This window comes from Ruegeria sp. CDSB029 (genome assembly GCF_059611125.1).
Map to the genome: position 1 here is coordinate 227,579 of NZ_JBXWOX010000004.1, position 13,238 is coordinate 240,816.

Below are 13,238 nucleotides of genomic sequence, written 5' to 3' on the forward strand. Positions count from 1 at the left end.
AAAACGATTTCTCTTTGTGTTTTGTTGCGGCCCGTTTTATCCGCTGAGTTCAAAGTCGCAAGCGGTTCGGGCATCAAACAAGATTGCCGTTTGCAACACTTATGGCGAAGTCTCGCCGAATTAGGGGGCAAAATGCGTACGGTTATCTTCGATCTGGACGGGACCTTGGCCGATACATCGGGCGATTTGCTGGCCGCCGCCAACCACTGTTTTCGGCATATGGGGCATGGGGATGTGTTGGTTCACGGCGAAGATGCGGGCGTTGCGCTGCGCGGTGGCCGAATGATGCTGACCCATGGGTTGAAACGGGTGGGCGCTTATGACGATGCAACGGTTCAAGACTACTACCCGATGCTGCTTGAAGCGTATTCCGACGATATCGACACGCATACCCATTTCTACCCTGGCGCGCTGGACGCAGTGGAAAAGTTGAAGTCCGCAGGTTACGGGGTTGGCATCTGTACCAATAAGCCTGAAGCCTTGGCCCATCAGTTGCTCACGCAGATGGGAGTGCGTGACCTGTTTGCCTCTTTAGTTGGTGCAGACACGCTGTCGGTGCGCAAGCCTGATCCGGAGCCGTTGCGCGAAGCTGCACGCCGGGCGGGTGGTCATCCTGATTTATGTGTTCTGATAGGCGATTCCGACACTGACCGAAACACGGCCCGTGCCGCGGGTGTGCCGTCGGTATTGGTTACCTTCGGCCCGTCCGGCGATGATATGGCCGCGCTGGAACCCGAAGCTCTGCTGCACCATTTCCATGATTTGCCAGAATTGGTTGCAGAGTTGATTGGCTTGGCCGCGTAATCCCTTGACCCGAACGTTTTGCAGGACCAGAACACTCTTATGACCGAGATATTCACTGGCAGTTTCACCCAGCAGGAACCCATCCCAGAAGAGGCGGTTGAGGCCGCTCTGGCCGTACTGCGCCACGGGCGTCTGCATCGTTATAACGTCGTACCTGGCGAATTGGGCGAAACCGCCTTGCTGGAACAGGAATTTGCCGGCCAGACAGGTGCCAAATACTGTCTGGCCGTGTCCTCGGGCGGCTATGCGATGGCAACGGCGCTGCGGGCCGTGGGGGTCAAACCGGGGGACCCGGTGCTGACGAACACGTTCACTCTGGCACCTGTGCCCGGATCTATTGCTTCGGTCAGTGCGCGCCCGGTTTTTGTGGGCGTGACCGAAGACCTTACGATTGATCTGGACGATCTCGAAACCAAACTGGATCAGGCCCGCGTTTTGATGCTGAGCCATATGCGTGGCCATCTGTGTGACATGGATCGGCTGATGCAGATGTGCGATGCCGCAGGTGTCACGGTGATCGAGGATTGCGCCCACACAATGGGCGCTGCATGGCGTGGGCAGGTTTCGGGCCGGCAAGGCGCGATTGGCTGCTATTCCTGCCAGACTTACAAACACGTCAACTCGGGCGAGGGCGGATTGCTGGTCACCGATGACGAGGAGCTGGCGGCGAAGGCGACGATGTTATCAGGGTCATATATGCTCTACGAACGGCACTTGGCGGCACCAGACCCCGAGGTGTTCGAGCGGATCAAATATCACACCCCGAATGTCTCGGGTCGGATGGACAATCTGCGGGCCGCAATCCTTCGCCCGCAATTGCGCGATCTGGATCGGCAGATCGAACGCTGGAACGAGCGCTATTTCGAAATCGAAAAAGGCCTGCGCGATACGCCGGGTCTGAGCGTTGTTGACCGGCCAGAGGCCGAGACGTTTGTCGGTTCCTCGATCCAGTTCCTGCTGCTCGATTGGTCGGCAGAGCGGGTAAACGAGGTTATCCAGCGATGCGCGGCACGCGGGGTCGAACTTAAGTGGTTCGGCGGGGCCGAGCCGAGCGGTTTTACGTCGCGCTACGACAGCTGGCGATATGCCGACAGCGCGCCGATGCCCAAAAGTGATCGAATCCTCGCCGGGATTGTCGACATGCGCGTTCCCTTAACCTTTTCGCTTGATGATTGCGCGCTGATCGCACGGATCATTCGGTCCGAAGTCAGCGCTGTCTTTCAGTCGTAATCCAATCGAGTGCGCGCGACGCGCACGCGTTATTTGTATGAAACCGCCGCCCCGATCAGGGCGGCGGTTTGTTTTTGGGACGCCGTCGTTGACCCAATTCAGATTCGCTGCTATTTATTGAACAACTGTTCATTAATGCGAAAGAGGAGATCGCTTATGTTCACGGCGGCCATGCAATTTGATTTGGGCGAGGACGTGAATGCCCTGCGCGAAATGGTGCACCGTTGGGCGCAGGAGCGGGTCAAGCCGATGGCGGCTGACATCGATGCCTCGAACGCATTTCCAAACGAGCTTTGGAAAGAGATGGGCGATCTGGGTTTGCTCGGCATCACTGTGTCCGAGGAATACGGTGGGGCAGGGATGTCCTATCTGGCCCACACCGTTGCGGTGGAAGAGGTTGCGCGTGCGTCAGCCTCGGTCTCTCTGTCTTACGGCGCGCATTCGAACCTGTGCGTCAATCAGATCAAGCTGAACGGTAGTGACGAGCAAAAGGCGAAATACCTGCCGCGCCTGATCTCGGGCGAACATGTTGGTGCGTTGGCCATGTCCGAGGCTTCCGCCGGATCCGACGTTGTGTCGATGAAGTTGCGTGCTGAAAAACGCAATGATCACTACCGGTTGAACGGCAACAAATACTGGATCACCAACGGGCCGGACGCGGATACGCTGGTCGTATATGCCAAGACCAACCCGGAGGCCGGATCGAAGGGCATCACCGCGTTTCTGATTGAAAAAGAGATGAAGGGCTTCTCGACCTCGCCTCATTTCGACAAGCTGGGGATGCGCGGGTCGAACACGGCCGAGCTGATCTTTGAAGATGTCGAGGTGCCGTTCGAAAACGTTTTGGGCGAAGAGGGCAAAGGCGTTGCGGTTTTGATGTCCGGGCTGGACTACGAACGTGTGGTTCTGGCCGGGATCGGGACCGGCATCATGGCGGCCTGTCTGGATGAGATCATGCCCTACTTGGCCGAGCGTAAGCAGTTCGGCAAACCGATCGGCAGCTTTCAACTGATGCAGGGCAAGATCGCCGATATGTACACCGCGATGAACTCGGCGCGGGCCTATGTCTATGAGGTTGCCAAGGCTTGTGACCGGGGGGATGTAACCCGTCAGGATGCGGCGGCGTGCTGTCTTTATGCTTCAGAACAGGGCATGTCGCAGGCGCACCAGGCCGTTCAGGCGATGGGCGGGGCGGGCTTTCTGTCCGACTCGGCGGTCAGCCGAATCTTCCGCGACGCAAAGCTGATGGAGATTGGCGCGGGCACCAGCGAAATCCGCCGGATGTTGATCGGGCGTGAACTGATGAACGAGATGCGCTGAGAGAAGAAAACGCTTCGCAGACGAGGGAACTGCGAAGCGCTTTCCTTGTAAGGATCAGAACTTATGAACGTAGGATACACCGACAAGGAAGGGATCGATATCGGCTTTGCCAATCTTGGTTCCGTTCAGTTTAACGTCAGTATCGATATCAAACCAACGTACGTTCAGACGGACAGCACCATTGTCCGAGACCATGTAGTCCAGACCGGCCTGCAGCGAGACACCGAAAGAGTCATCAACCTTCAGATCGCCCAGTGCGGATTTCTCGTCGAAGAAGATGGTGTAGTTCAGACCGGCGCCGACATAGGGCTTCCATGCGATGTTGGTCGGGAAGTGATAGTTCAGCGACAAGGTGGGCGGCAGGTGCTTGACGGTTCCGGCCTCGGCGCTTCCGCCCAAGGTCACAGTGTGCTTGAACGGTGTCGCGGCCAGCAGTTCGATGCCCAGATTGTCACGGATGAAATACTCGGCGGTGAAGATCGGGCGGGTGTCCGCGTCGATCTCGGCCTTTTGTCCGGCCAACGTGCCATTGTCGGATTTGGGGTTGAGGTAACCGACACCGACACCGACGGTCCAATCCCCCTGCGATTGGGCAAAGGCGGGGGCGGCAAGCGCCACCAGCGCGGTGGAAAGTGTCAAAGCGGCGAGTTTGTTGGTCATGGTCTTGCCTTTGGTTCAGTTGATGAGATCGAATTGACAGCCGCGCGGTCCGCGCACTCTGATCTGCATCAAGTTTGTGTGACGGGGTCATCGGAGGCTTCTCCGGTAAGGCCCTTGAAAATAAGGGAATTGCAGCGTGCCAGAAGCTAATCGCATACCGGGTTTGCGTTCAGCGGGGGGCTGGGACGTGCCATCTCGTTTGAACATGGCGCGCCAGTGTCTTGATCACGCACCGGATCAGGTTGCAGTGATCGACTTGACCGGAATCGAAGAGCGGCGCGTCACCTACGGGCAGCTTGCTGAAATGACAGACGGCATCGCGCGCGCACTGTCGAAGAAAGTGCAGCCGGGGGATCGCGTGGGCGTGCTGCTCAGCCAGTCACCGTGGTGTGCGGCGGCGCATCTGGCGATCTGGAAGATCGGCGCCATCTCGGTTCCCTTGTTCAAACTGTTCAAGCAGGATGCTTTGCGATCCCGAGTGGGTGATGCCGGGGCGCAGGTTGTGCTGACCGACCCGGACGGCGCGACGCTGGTAGGCAACTTGGCAGAACCGCTCATGGCGGACCAGATTGGTGAAGACGGGGGCGTTGTGCCTTTTGCCGACACCGGGCCAGAGGATCCGGCGGTGTTGATCTACACGTCCGGGACCACGGGCAGCCCGAAAGGCGCGTTGCATGGCCACCGGGTGCTGACCGGCCACCTGCCGGGGGTTTCGATTAGCCATAACAACCTGCAAGAGGGCGACTGCCTCTGGACACCGGCCGATTGGGCCTGGATCGGTGGGTTGTTCGATGTGCTGATGCCTGGTCTTGCGCTGGGCGTTCCGGTTGTGGCGGCCCGGCTGGACAAGTTCACCCCCGAAGCCTGCACCAATGTGATCGCGCGCGGCAGTGTGCGGAACGTGTTCTTTCCCCCAACGGCCCTTCGGATGCTCAAGGCCTCAGATCAGGCGATTTCCGGGCTACGCTCTGTAGCGTCGGGAGGGGAGCCGCTGGGGGCCGAGATGTTAGCCTGGGGGCAACAGGCGTTTGGTCTGACGATCAACGAATTCTACGGGCAGACCGAATGCAACATGGTTGTCTCTTCCTGCTCAGATGACTTCCCGGTGCGGCCCGGCTGCATAGGCAAACCGGTCCCGGGCCACGAAATTGCGGTGATCGACGAGGACGGTAACCGGACCGCTGATGAGGGTGACGTGGCCATCCGGCGAGGCTCGGCCTCAATGCTTTTGGAATATTGGAACCGACCCGAGGCAACGGCTGAGAAGTTTCGTGGCGACTGGCTGATCACCGGCGACCGTGGCGTTTGGGAGGGTGAGTACCTGCGTTTCGTAGGGCGCGACGATGATGTCATCACCTCGTCCGGTTATCGTATCGGCCCGGCAGAGATCGAGGATTGCCTGCTGACCCACCCGGCGGTGGCGACGGTCGGTGTGGTCGGAAAACCTGACAAGCTGCGGACCGAGATCGTCAAGGCATATGTGGTGTTGAAACCGAATGCTGAGGCTGAGGAACGAGAGTTGCAAGACTGGGTTAAATCTCGCCTTGCGCATTATTCTTACCCTCGTGAAGTGGCTTTTGTGCAAGAGTTGCCTTTGACCGTGACCGGAAAAGTAATCCGAAAGGAATTGAAACGTCGCGCGTCTGAGGAGGAATGTCATGCCGGATAAATCCAGCGTCAGAACGGGAATTGAATTTAGCGCCACCGCAATTGCGGTCATTGGCGCTGTATGGGCAGGCAAGGCGTATTTCGAAAACTGGATGCAGGACACGATCGATAACGCGGTCGAAAACAAGGTTGTCATACTTGAGCAACTGCAACTGGCTGACCTTCTGGTTTATTATGGCTATCCGGACGAGGCCATCTCAGAACTCAAGCTGATCAGCGATAGAATTTCCGGTCTTGAAGGCGACAACAAACGCAAAATTGCATTTTATGACAACTATTTGGACGCGGTTGCGCAGTCAGATAACACCTTGAAATACGAACCGGAAATCCGGTTGCTTAAAGATGTATTCAGTACCGAAATGCAGACCGACGGTTGGCATGATGAATACCTCGCATACGTCTCGATGTTCCTGCCGGAGGCCCGCGGAGACGATGCATTCTTTGATGCCCAGGTCATCGGGCGGCTTAACCTCGCGGTGCATCAGTACGAAGTCGAGAGCGACTTTGAGGGGCTGGAAAGTGCGTTCCATACTCTTGCGCTTGCCTATTTGTGTCGCGGTGACCAGGCAAGTGCGCAAGCCTCTATTGAACGTGCTGCTGAGATGCTGCCGTTCGACTATTACCTGATTTACCCGCTGATGGGCGTTGACACGATTTCTGAGGATCCAGAGATCGAAAAGCTGAACGCTGTCTGCCCTCAAAACGTATCCCGAGGCTATGGCGAGCTTTTGCAGGAACTTGGCTCGGGTGAGAATCCATTTCGCGACTTGATAAGAGAGTACTCTGAATGAAGCTGCAATCTGCTGCTCTGCCTTCGTCTCAAGGTTTTCAACAAAACCGCGCGGCTCATCTCGACGCGTTGGCGCAAATCGCCGACGCCGCCGACGTCGCACGCATGGGCGGAGGCGAGAAATCCCGCGCACGGCATGAATCGCGGGGCAAGATGCTGCCGCGGCGTAGGGTGGCGAACTTGCTGGACCCGGGGTCGCCGTTCCTTGAGATCGGCGCGACGGCGGCGCACGGGATGTATGGCGACGCTGCGCCCTGTGCCGGGGTCATTGCAGGGATTGGCCGGGTGCAGGGGCAAGAGGTCATGGTGGTGTGCAACGATGCCACCGTGAAGGGCGGCACCTATTATCCGATGTCAGTCAAAAAGCACCTGCGCGCGCAAGAGATTGCTGAAGAAAACCAACTGCCGTGCATTTATCTGGTCGACAGTGGCGGCGCGAACCTGCCCAATCAGGATGAGGTGTTCCCCGATCGCGATCACTTTGGCCGCATCTTCTATAATCAGGCGCGGATGAGCGCGAAGGGCATCCCGCAAATCGCTGTGGTGATGGGGTCGTGTACGGCAGGTGGAGCTTATGTGCCCGCGATGTCGGATGTAACAATAATTGTCCGGGAACAGGGCACCATCTTTCTGGCCGGACCACCTTTGGTTAAGGCCGCGACGGGTGAGGTGGTCAGCGCCGAAGATCTGGGGGGCGGAGATGTCCATACGCGCCTGTCCGGGGTGGCTGATTATCTGGCCGAGGATGACGCCCACGCGCTGGCTTTGGCGCGGCGGGCTGTCGGATCGCTGAACCGGCGCAAGCCACAGACGGTGGATTGGGCCAACCCCGAGGATCCGGCCTATGACCCCGAAGAAATTCTGGGCGTCGTCCCCGCCGATCTGCGCACGCCCTATGACATTCGCGAGGTGATCGCGCGGTTGGTCGATGGCTCGCGCTTTGACGAATTCAAGCCGCGCTTTGGTGAAACGCTGGTGACCGGTTTCGCTCATGTCAAAGGCTGCCCGGTCGGGATCATCGCCAATAACGGCGTGCTGTTTTCCGAGGCGGCGCAGAAGGGCGCGCATTTCGTCGAACTGTGCTCGCAGCGCAAAATCCCGCTGGTATTCCTGCAGAACATCACCGGCTTCATGGTGGGCCGCAAATACGAAAACGAAGGTATTGCGCGGCACGGGGCCAAGATGGTGACTGCGGTCGCGACGACCAATGTGCCCAAAATTACGATGCTGGTGGGTGGCTCGTTCGGAGCGGGGAATTACGGCATGTCAGGCCGGGCCTACCAACCGCGGTTCCTGTGGACATGGCCAAACTCGCGCATTTCCGTGATGGGTGGAGAGCAGGCGGCGGGTGTTCTGGCCACCGTAAAACGCGACGGGATTGAACGCCAGGGCGGAACTTGGTCGGCGGAAGAAGAGGCCGAATTCAAGCGCCCCACGCTAGAGATGTTCGAAGAACAATCCCATCCGCTCTATGCCTCAGCGCGGCTGTGGGACGACGGAATTATCGACCCGCGCAAAAGCCGGGACGTGCTGGCCTTGTCGTTGAACGCGGCACTGAATGCGCCGATTGAGGAGACACGCTTTGGCGTGTTCAGGATGTAAGATGAGCACCGACCTGGAAATAGTAAAAGCGCGTTATCCCGATGCACAGACGTTCAAATTCGGCGACAGTGCAATCCTGAGTGCCGAGCTTTTAGCGCTGGTTCGGGCGGGGCAAAAAACGGCAACCTGCGGCGCACTGCGCGATTATCCCGAAGGCAGCCTTGATACCCCGGTTGTTGGGCGGCGCGATATTGCCCTTGAATGGGATGATCGTCCCGCATTGGTGATTGAGACGGTCGAGGTTTCGATTTGCCGCTATTGTGACATGACCGAAGACTTCGCCTTGGCCGAAGGTGAAAACGAAACGTTAGACGGGTGGCGCGAGGATCACCGGCGTTACTTTGAGCGTAACGGCGGGTTTGATCCCGAGATGGAATTGCTTTGCGAACGGTTCCGCCTGATCGAAGACCTGGTGGATAAGGGCTAAACTATGTTCAATAAAATCCTGATTGCCAACCGGGGCGAGATTGCTTGCCGGGTGATGGAAACCGCTCAGAAAATGGGTGTAACTTGCGTGGCTGTGTTTTCTGATGCTGATGCGTCGGCCAGGCATGTGCAGATGGCGGACGAAGCTGTTCATATTGGTGGTGCGGCACCGGCTGAGAGCTATCTCAAGGGCGACGTGATCATTCAAGCCGCGCTCGATACCGGGGCGCAGGCGATCCATCCGGGTTATGGATTTCTCTCGGAAAACCCCGATTTCGTGGATGCGGTCGAGGCGGCTGGCCTGACCTTCATTGGCCCTTCGGCGGATGCGATCCGCAAGATGGGTCTTAAAGACGCGGCCAAGGTATTGATGGAGCAGGCGGGCGTGCCGGTTGTTCCGGGGTATCACGGCGACAATCAGGACCCCGAGCATCTGGCGGGTGCGGCCGACACGATTGGCTATCCGGTCCTGATCAAGGCCGTCGCGGGTGGCGGTGGCAAAGGCATGCGGCTGGTCGAGCGGCCCGCAGGCTTTCCCGAGGCATTGGACAGCGCCCGGGGTGAGGCCCGCACCGCCTTTGGCAATGATGCTGTTCTGGTCGAGAAATTCGTCTCCAAGCCCCGCCATATCGAGGTTCAGGTGTTTGGCGACGGCACCCATGCGGTGCATCTGTTTGAACGCGACTGCTCGCTGCAACGGCGGCACCAGAAAGTGATCGAAGAAGCTCCGGCCCCCGGCATGACCGTTGAGATGCGCGAGGCGATGGGGCAGGCGGGCGTGCGTGCCGCCGAGGCCATTGGTTACAAAGGCGCGGGGACGGTTGAATTTATCGTGGATACCTCGGACGGGCTGCGTCCGGACCGGTTCTGGTTCATGGAGATGAACACACGTTTGCAGGTTGAACACCCGGTGACCGAGGCGATCACCGGCGTGGACCTTGTCGAATGGCAGTTGCGTGTTGCAGCGGGCGAGAGCCTGCCGAAGCAGCAGAGTGACCTGTCGATCTCAGGCCATTCCTTCGAAGCGCGGCTTTATGCCGAGGACGTGCCAAAGGGCTTTCTGCCGGCGACCGGTACACTGACCCATCTGCGATTTCCGGCGGCATGCCGCGCAGATAGCGGCGTGCGTGCGGGTGATACGATCAGCCCCTGGTATGATCCGATGATCGCGAAGGTGATCGTGCACGGCCCCACACGCGCTGTCGCATTGGAACAATTGCATCGCGCCCTGAAAGGCACTGAGGTTGCGGGGACAGTCACGAACCTTGGCTTTCTGGGCGCACTGACGCGGCATCCGGGCTTTGCCGTCGGTGATGTTGATACTGGCCTGATTGGTCGCGATCTGGATGTGCTGGCCCGTGCAGAGCCGATCCCGGCGTCTTCGATCGTCGCGGCCGCGATGACGGCTTTGGATCTGGTGGATACAGATGAGGAAACAGGGTTTTCGCTATGGGCCCCTCTGCATCGCGCGGTCCAGTTGCGGGCAGGTGATGATATTGATCTGGACGTTCAGGTAGAAGGTCAGAACCGTCAGGTCTGGCAGGTCCGAGAGCAAACGATCCTTGCCCAGCGCGGTCCGGGCGGTTGGATGATCGACGGAGCCCCTATGCCGCGCGTGTCTGTCTCGGGTTCGCAGGTCACAGTTTTTGAAAACTATGGTCAAGTCCTGGAAATTGTTGATCCATTGGACCGCGATGCCGGTGCCGCTGGCGACACCAATGTGATTGAGGCCCCGATGCCGGGTCTGGTCAAAGCTGTCTTTGCGCAGGTGGGTCAAGCCGTGCAGGAAGGCGACCGGCTGGCAATCCTTGAGGCCATGAAAATGGAACATTCCCTGCTGGCCGCCCGTGACGGCATCGTTGCCGAAGTGCTGGCGGATGCCGGGGCGCAGGTCGAGGCTGGGGCCGCGTTGGTCCGGCTGGAGGAGGAATGAACTGTCCCCTTCTCGAACAACGTGGCACAGTCGGATCGAATGCGGCAATCAGAGAAGGACACAGCAATGGGTGAACGGGTTGAAATCTTCGAAGTAGGTCCGCGCGACGGTCTGCAAAACGAAAAGCGCGAAATTGTCGTGGCGGAAAAAGTGGCGCTGGTCGATTGCCTGAGCAAGGCTGGTTTCAACCGCATCGAAGTGGCCAGTTTTGTCTCGCCAAAATGGGTGCCGCAAATGGCGGGCAGCGCGGACGTGTTGGCCGGGATCAAACGGGCCGACGGCGTCCGGTATGGAGCGCTGACACCGAATATGCAGGGATACGAAGACGCTTTGGCCGCAAAGGCGGATGAGATCGCGGTATTCGCTTCGGCTTCGGAAGGGTTCTCAAAAGCCAATATCAACGCGACTATTGAAGAATCCATCGACCGCTTTGCCCCGATTCTTGAAGCTGCGCGCCACATCGACCTGCCGGTACGTGGGTATGTGTCCTGCGTGACTGATTGCCCCTATGACGGACCAACGCCGCCTGAGAAAGTGGCTGAAGTTGCGGACCGGCTGTTCTCGTTGGGATGTTACGAAGTATCGCTGGGGGACACGATCGGGCAGGGCACGCCCGACACCATTGCCCATATGCTGCTGGCCGTGCGCGAACGCGTTCCGATGACGCGGCTGGCGGGGCATTTCCACGACACCAACGGACGGTCCATCGACAATATCGACGCTGCGCTGGCGCTGGGCGTTCGGGTGTTCGACAGCGCCGTTGGAGGTTTGGGTGGGTGTCCTTACGCGCCGGGCGCTGCCGGAAACGTCGCCACCGAAGCTGTTGTGGCTCATTTGGAGCGGCTTGGATATCAGACTGGCCTCGACCTTGCGGTCATCGAAGAGGCCGCGCAGATGGCACGCGCCATGCGATCCCAGTAAGGAGCAGACATGTTTGAAACGATTGCGGTGACCACGGACGCGCGTGGTGTGGCCACTCTGACCCTGAACCGTGCCGACAAGCACAACGCCATGTCGGCGCAAATGATCTCCGATCTTACTCAAGCCGCGCACCAGCTTGGAAGCGACGACGGAGTGCGTGTTGTTGTACTGACCGGTGCGGGCAAAAGCTTTTGTGCTGGCGGTGATCTGGGGTGGATGCAATCTCAGATGGCGGCAGAATCCGAGACCCGGTTTGTCGAGGCGCGTAAGCTGGCCGAAATGTTGCAGGCGCTGAACACGTTGCCCAAACCGCTAATTGGCGCGATCCACGGCAATGCCTTTGGCGGCGGTGTGGGATTGGCGTCGGTTTGTGACGTAGCGATCGGAGCGGACACGGTCAAAATGGGGCTGACAGAGACCAAGCTGGGGCTGATCCCTGCCACGATTGGCCCCTATGTCATCGCCCGCATGGGCGAAGCCCGCGCGCGGCGCGTGTTCATGTCGGCCCGGGTCTTCGAAGCCGCAGAAGCGGTAGAGCTGGGCCTGCTGGCCAGAATTGTGCCCGCTGCCGACCTGAATGATGCGGTTGAGGCCGAAGTCCTGCCCTATCTTACCTGTGCACCCGGCGCGGTGGCATCGGCCAAGCAATTGGTTCGCCAGCTGGGGCCGCGCATTGACGATGCCGTGATCGACCACACGATCCGCGAGCTGGTTGACAGGTGGGAAACCGAAGAGGCCAAGGAGGGAATCGGCGCATTCTTTGAAAAAAGAAAACCTGCATGGATTAGTAAGGTTTAGGCGCCACTTGTGAAGTGGACGCGATTGTGTGGGTGGCCTTCCGTGACAGAGCTTCGATAAGTCGAATATTAACCCCCTGTGCGTTTGTGTTCGGTTGACCCTCTGACCCCGCAGGGATAGAGAATGTCCAGTCAACACGCCAATTGACGGCGCTCCCTTTAAGGGTATGCGCAGGAAAGGAGCTGTACGTGGAAGACCTATTGCGGGAGTATCTCCCGATTCTGGTGTTTCTGGCCGTAGCTGTGGGCCTTGGAATCGTTTTGATTCTGGCGGCAGTCGTTCTGGCGGTCCGCAATCCCGACCCCGAGAAAGTCAGCGCATATGAATGTGGTTTCAACGCGTTCGATGATGCGCGGATGAAGTTTGACGTCCGGTTCTATCTGGTCGCGATTCTGTTCATCATATTCGACCTGGAAATCGCGTTTCTGTTCCCCTGGGCTGTCGGCTTCAAGGACATCAGCGATGTTGGCTTCTGGTCCATGATCGTGTTCCTGGGCGTTCTGACCATCGGCTTTGCCTATGAATGGAAGAAGGGGGCCCTGGAATGGGAGTGATGACGGGTGCAAACACCGCCGGCGTCGACAAAGAAGTCGCCACCCAGGCCCTGAATGCCGAGCTGCAGGACAAAGGGTTTCTGCTGACCTCGACCGAGGACATCATCAACTGGGCCCGCACCGGATCGTTGCACTGGATGACTTTCGGTCTGGCCTGCTGCGCGGTTGAGATGATGCACACCTCGATGCCGCGTTACGACGCGGAACGGTTTGGCATCGCGCCCCGTGCTTCCCCCCGTCAGTCAGACGTGATGATCGTGGCAGGCACCCTGACCAACAAAATGGCACCGGCACTGCGCAAGGTCTATGACCAGATGCCCGAGCCGCGCTATGTGATCTCAATGGGCTCATGCGCCAATGGCGGCGGCTATTACCACTACTCCTATTCAGTCGTGCGTGGCTGCGACCGTATTGTTCCAGTGGACATCTACGTCCCCGGCTGCCCACCGACCGCTGAGGCGCTGTTGTACGGTCTGATGCAGTTGCAACGCAAAATCCGCCGTACCGGCACCATCGTGCGCTGAGGAGGGGG

At 58.8% G+C, this 13,238-nt stretch carries 13 protein-coding genes; 12 read left to right on the forward strand and 1 reads right to left on the reverse strand.

What is annotated here, in order from left to right; all coding sequences use genetic code 11:
• The first annotated feature begins 132 nt into the window (after positions 1-132).
• The 3 genes from AC2FI8_RS07065 (at position 133) to AC2FI8_RS07075 (ending at position 3,354) form a co-directional block, all read left to right on the forward strand.
• Positions 133-804, forward strand: a complete 672-nt coding sequence (locus AC2FI8_RS07065) for an HAD-IA family hydrolase (RefSeq protein WP_109310446.1) — start codon at positions 133-135, stop codon at positions 802-804.
• Between the two features lie 39 nt (positions 805-843).
• Positions 844-2,034, forward strand: coding sequence for a DegT/DnrJ/EryC1/StrS family aminotransferase (locus tag AC2FI8_RS07070; protein ID WP_496778085.1), 1,191 nt, complete (start codon positions 844-846; stop codon positions 2,032-2,034).
• A 156-nt stretch (positions 2,035-2,190) separates the two neighbouring features.
• The gene (locus AC2FI8_RS07075; protein ID WP_496778087.1) at positions 2,191-3,354 is read left to right on the forward strand and encodes an isovaleryl-CoA dehydrogenase; all 1,164 of its coding nucleotides are present in this window, start codon (positions 2,191-2,193) and stop codon (positions 3,352-3,354) included.
• A gap of 54 nt (positions 3,355-3,408) precedes the next feature.
• Here the strand turns inward: AC2FI8_RS07075 and AC2FI8_RS07080 are convergent, their stop codons facing one another.
• Positions 3,409-4,014: an OmpW/AlkL family protein gene (locus AC2FI8_RS07080; RefSeq protein ID WP_496778089.1), complete on the reverse strand. Its 606-nt coding sequence runs from the start codon at positions 4,012-4,014 to the stop codon at positions 3,409-3,411.
• A gap of 205 nt (positions 4,015-4,219) precedes the next feature.
• Here AC2FI8_RS07080 and AC2FI8_RS07085 point away from each other — a divergent pair, with 205 nt between their 5' ends.
• From AC2FI8_RS07085 to AC2FI8_RS07125, 9 genes are all read left to right on the forward strand, one after another.
• Positions 4,220-5,683 carry an AMP-binding protein gene (locus AC2FI8_RS07085; protein WP_496778170.1) on the forward strand — a complete coding sequence of 488 codons (1,464 nt, stop codon included), beginning with the start codon at positions 4,220-4,222 and terminating at the stop codon, positions 5,681-5,683.
• Complete coding sequence (locus tag AC2FI8_RS07090; protein WP_496778091.1) at positions 5,673-6,473, forward strand: hypothetical protein; 801 nt, start codon at positions 5,673-5,675, stop codon at positions 6,471-6,473. Before AC2FI8_RS07085 ends, AC2FI8_RS07090 begins: the two co-directional genes overlap by 11 nt.
• Complete coding sequence (locus AC2FI8_RS07095) at positions 6,470-8,074, forward strand: carboxyl transferase domain-containing protein (protein WP_496738001.1); 1,605 nt, start codon at positions 6,470-6,472, stop codon at positions 8,072-8,074. The genes AC2FI8_RS07090 and AC2FI8_RS07095 overlap by 4 nt, the downstream gene beginning before the upstream one ends.
• A gap of 1 nt (position 8,075) precedes the next feature.
• A complete protein-coding gene (locus tag AC2FI8_RS07100; protein ID WP_496778093.1) occupies positions 8,076-8,501 on the forward strand; it encodes an ASCH domain-containing protein in 426 nt (141 codons plus the stop codon).
• 3 nt (positions 8,502-8,504) lie between these two features.
• Positions 8,505-10,433, forward strand: a complete 1,929-nt coding sequence (locus tag AC2FI8_RS07105; RefSeq protein WP_496778095.1) for an acetyl/propionyl/methylcrotonyl-CoA carboxylase subunit alpha — start codon at positions 8,505-8,507, stop codon at positions 10,431-10,433.
• A gap of 66 nt (positions 10,434-10,499) precedes the next feature.
• Positions 10,500-11,354, forward strand: coding sequence for a hydroxymethylglutaryl-CoA lyase (locus tag AC2FI8_RS07110; RefSeq protein ID WP_496778097.1), 855 nt, complete (start codon positions 10,500-10,502; stop codon positions 11,352-11,354).
• 9 nt (positions 11,355-11,363) lie between these two features.
• Positions 11,364-12,152 carry a crotonase/enoyl-CoA hydratase family protein gene (locus AC2FI8_RS07115; RefSeq protein WP_496778099.1) on the forward strand — a complete coding sequence of 263 codons (789 nt, stop codon included), beginning with the start codon at positions 11,364-11,366 and terminating at the stop codon, positions 12,150-12,152.
• A gap of 188 nt (positions 12,153-12,340) precedes the next feature.
• Entirely contained in the window at positions 12,341-12,706 is a 366-nt protein-coding gene (locus tag AC2FI8_RS07120; RefSeq protein WP_058274389.1) for an NADH-quinone oxidoreductase subunit A, read from the forward strand.
• A complete protein-coding gene (locus AC2FI8_RS07125; RefSeq protein WP_037307875.1) occupies positions 12,697-13,230 on the forward strand; it encodes a NuoB/complex I 20 kDa subunit family protein in 534 nt (177 codons plus the stop codon). The genes AC2FI8_RS07120 and AC2FI8_RS07125 overlap by 10 nt, the downstream gene beginning before the upstream one ends.
• Positions 13,231-13,238: the final 8 nt, after the last annotated feature.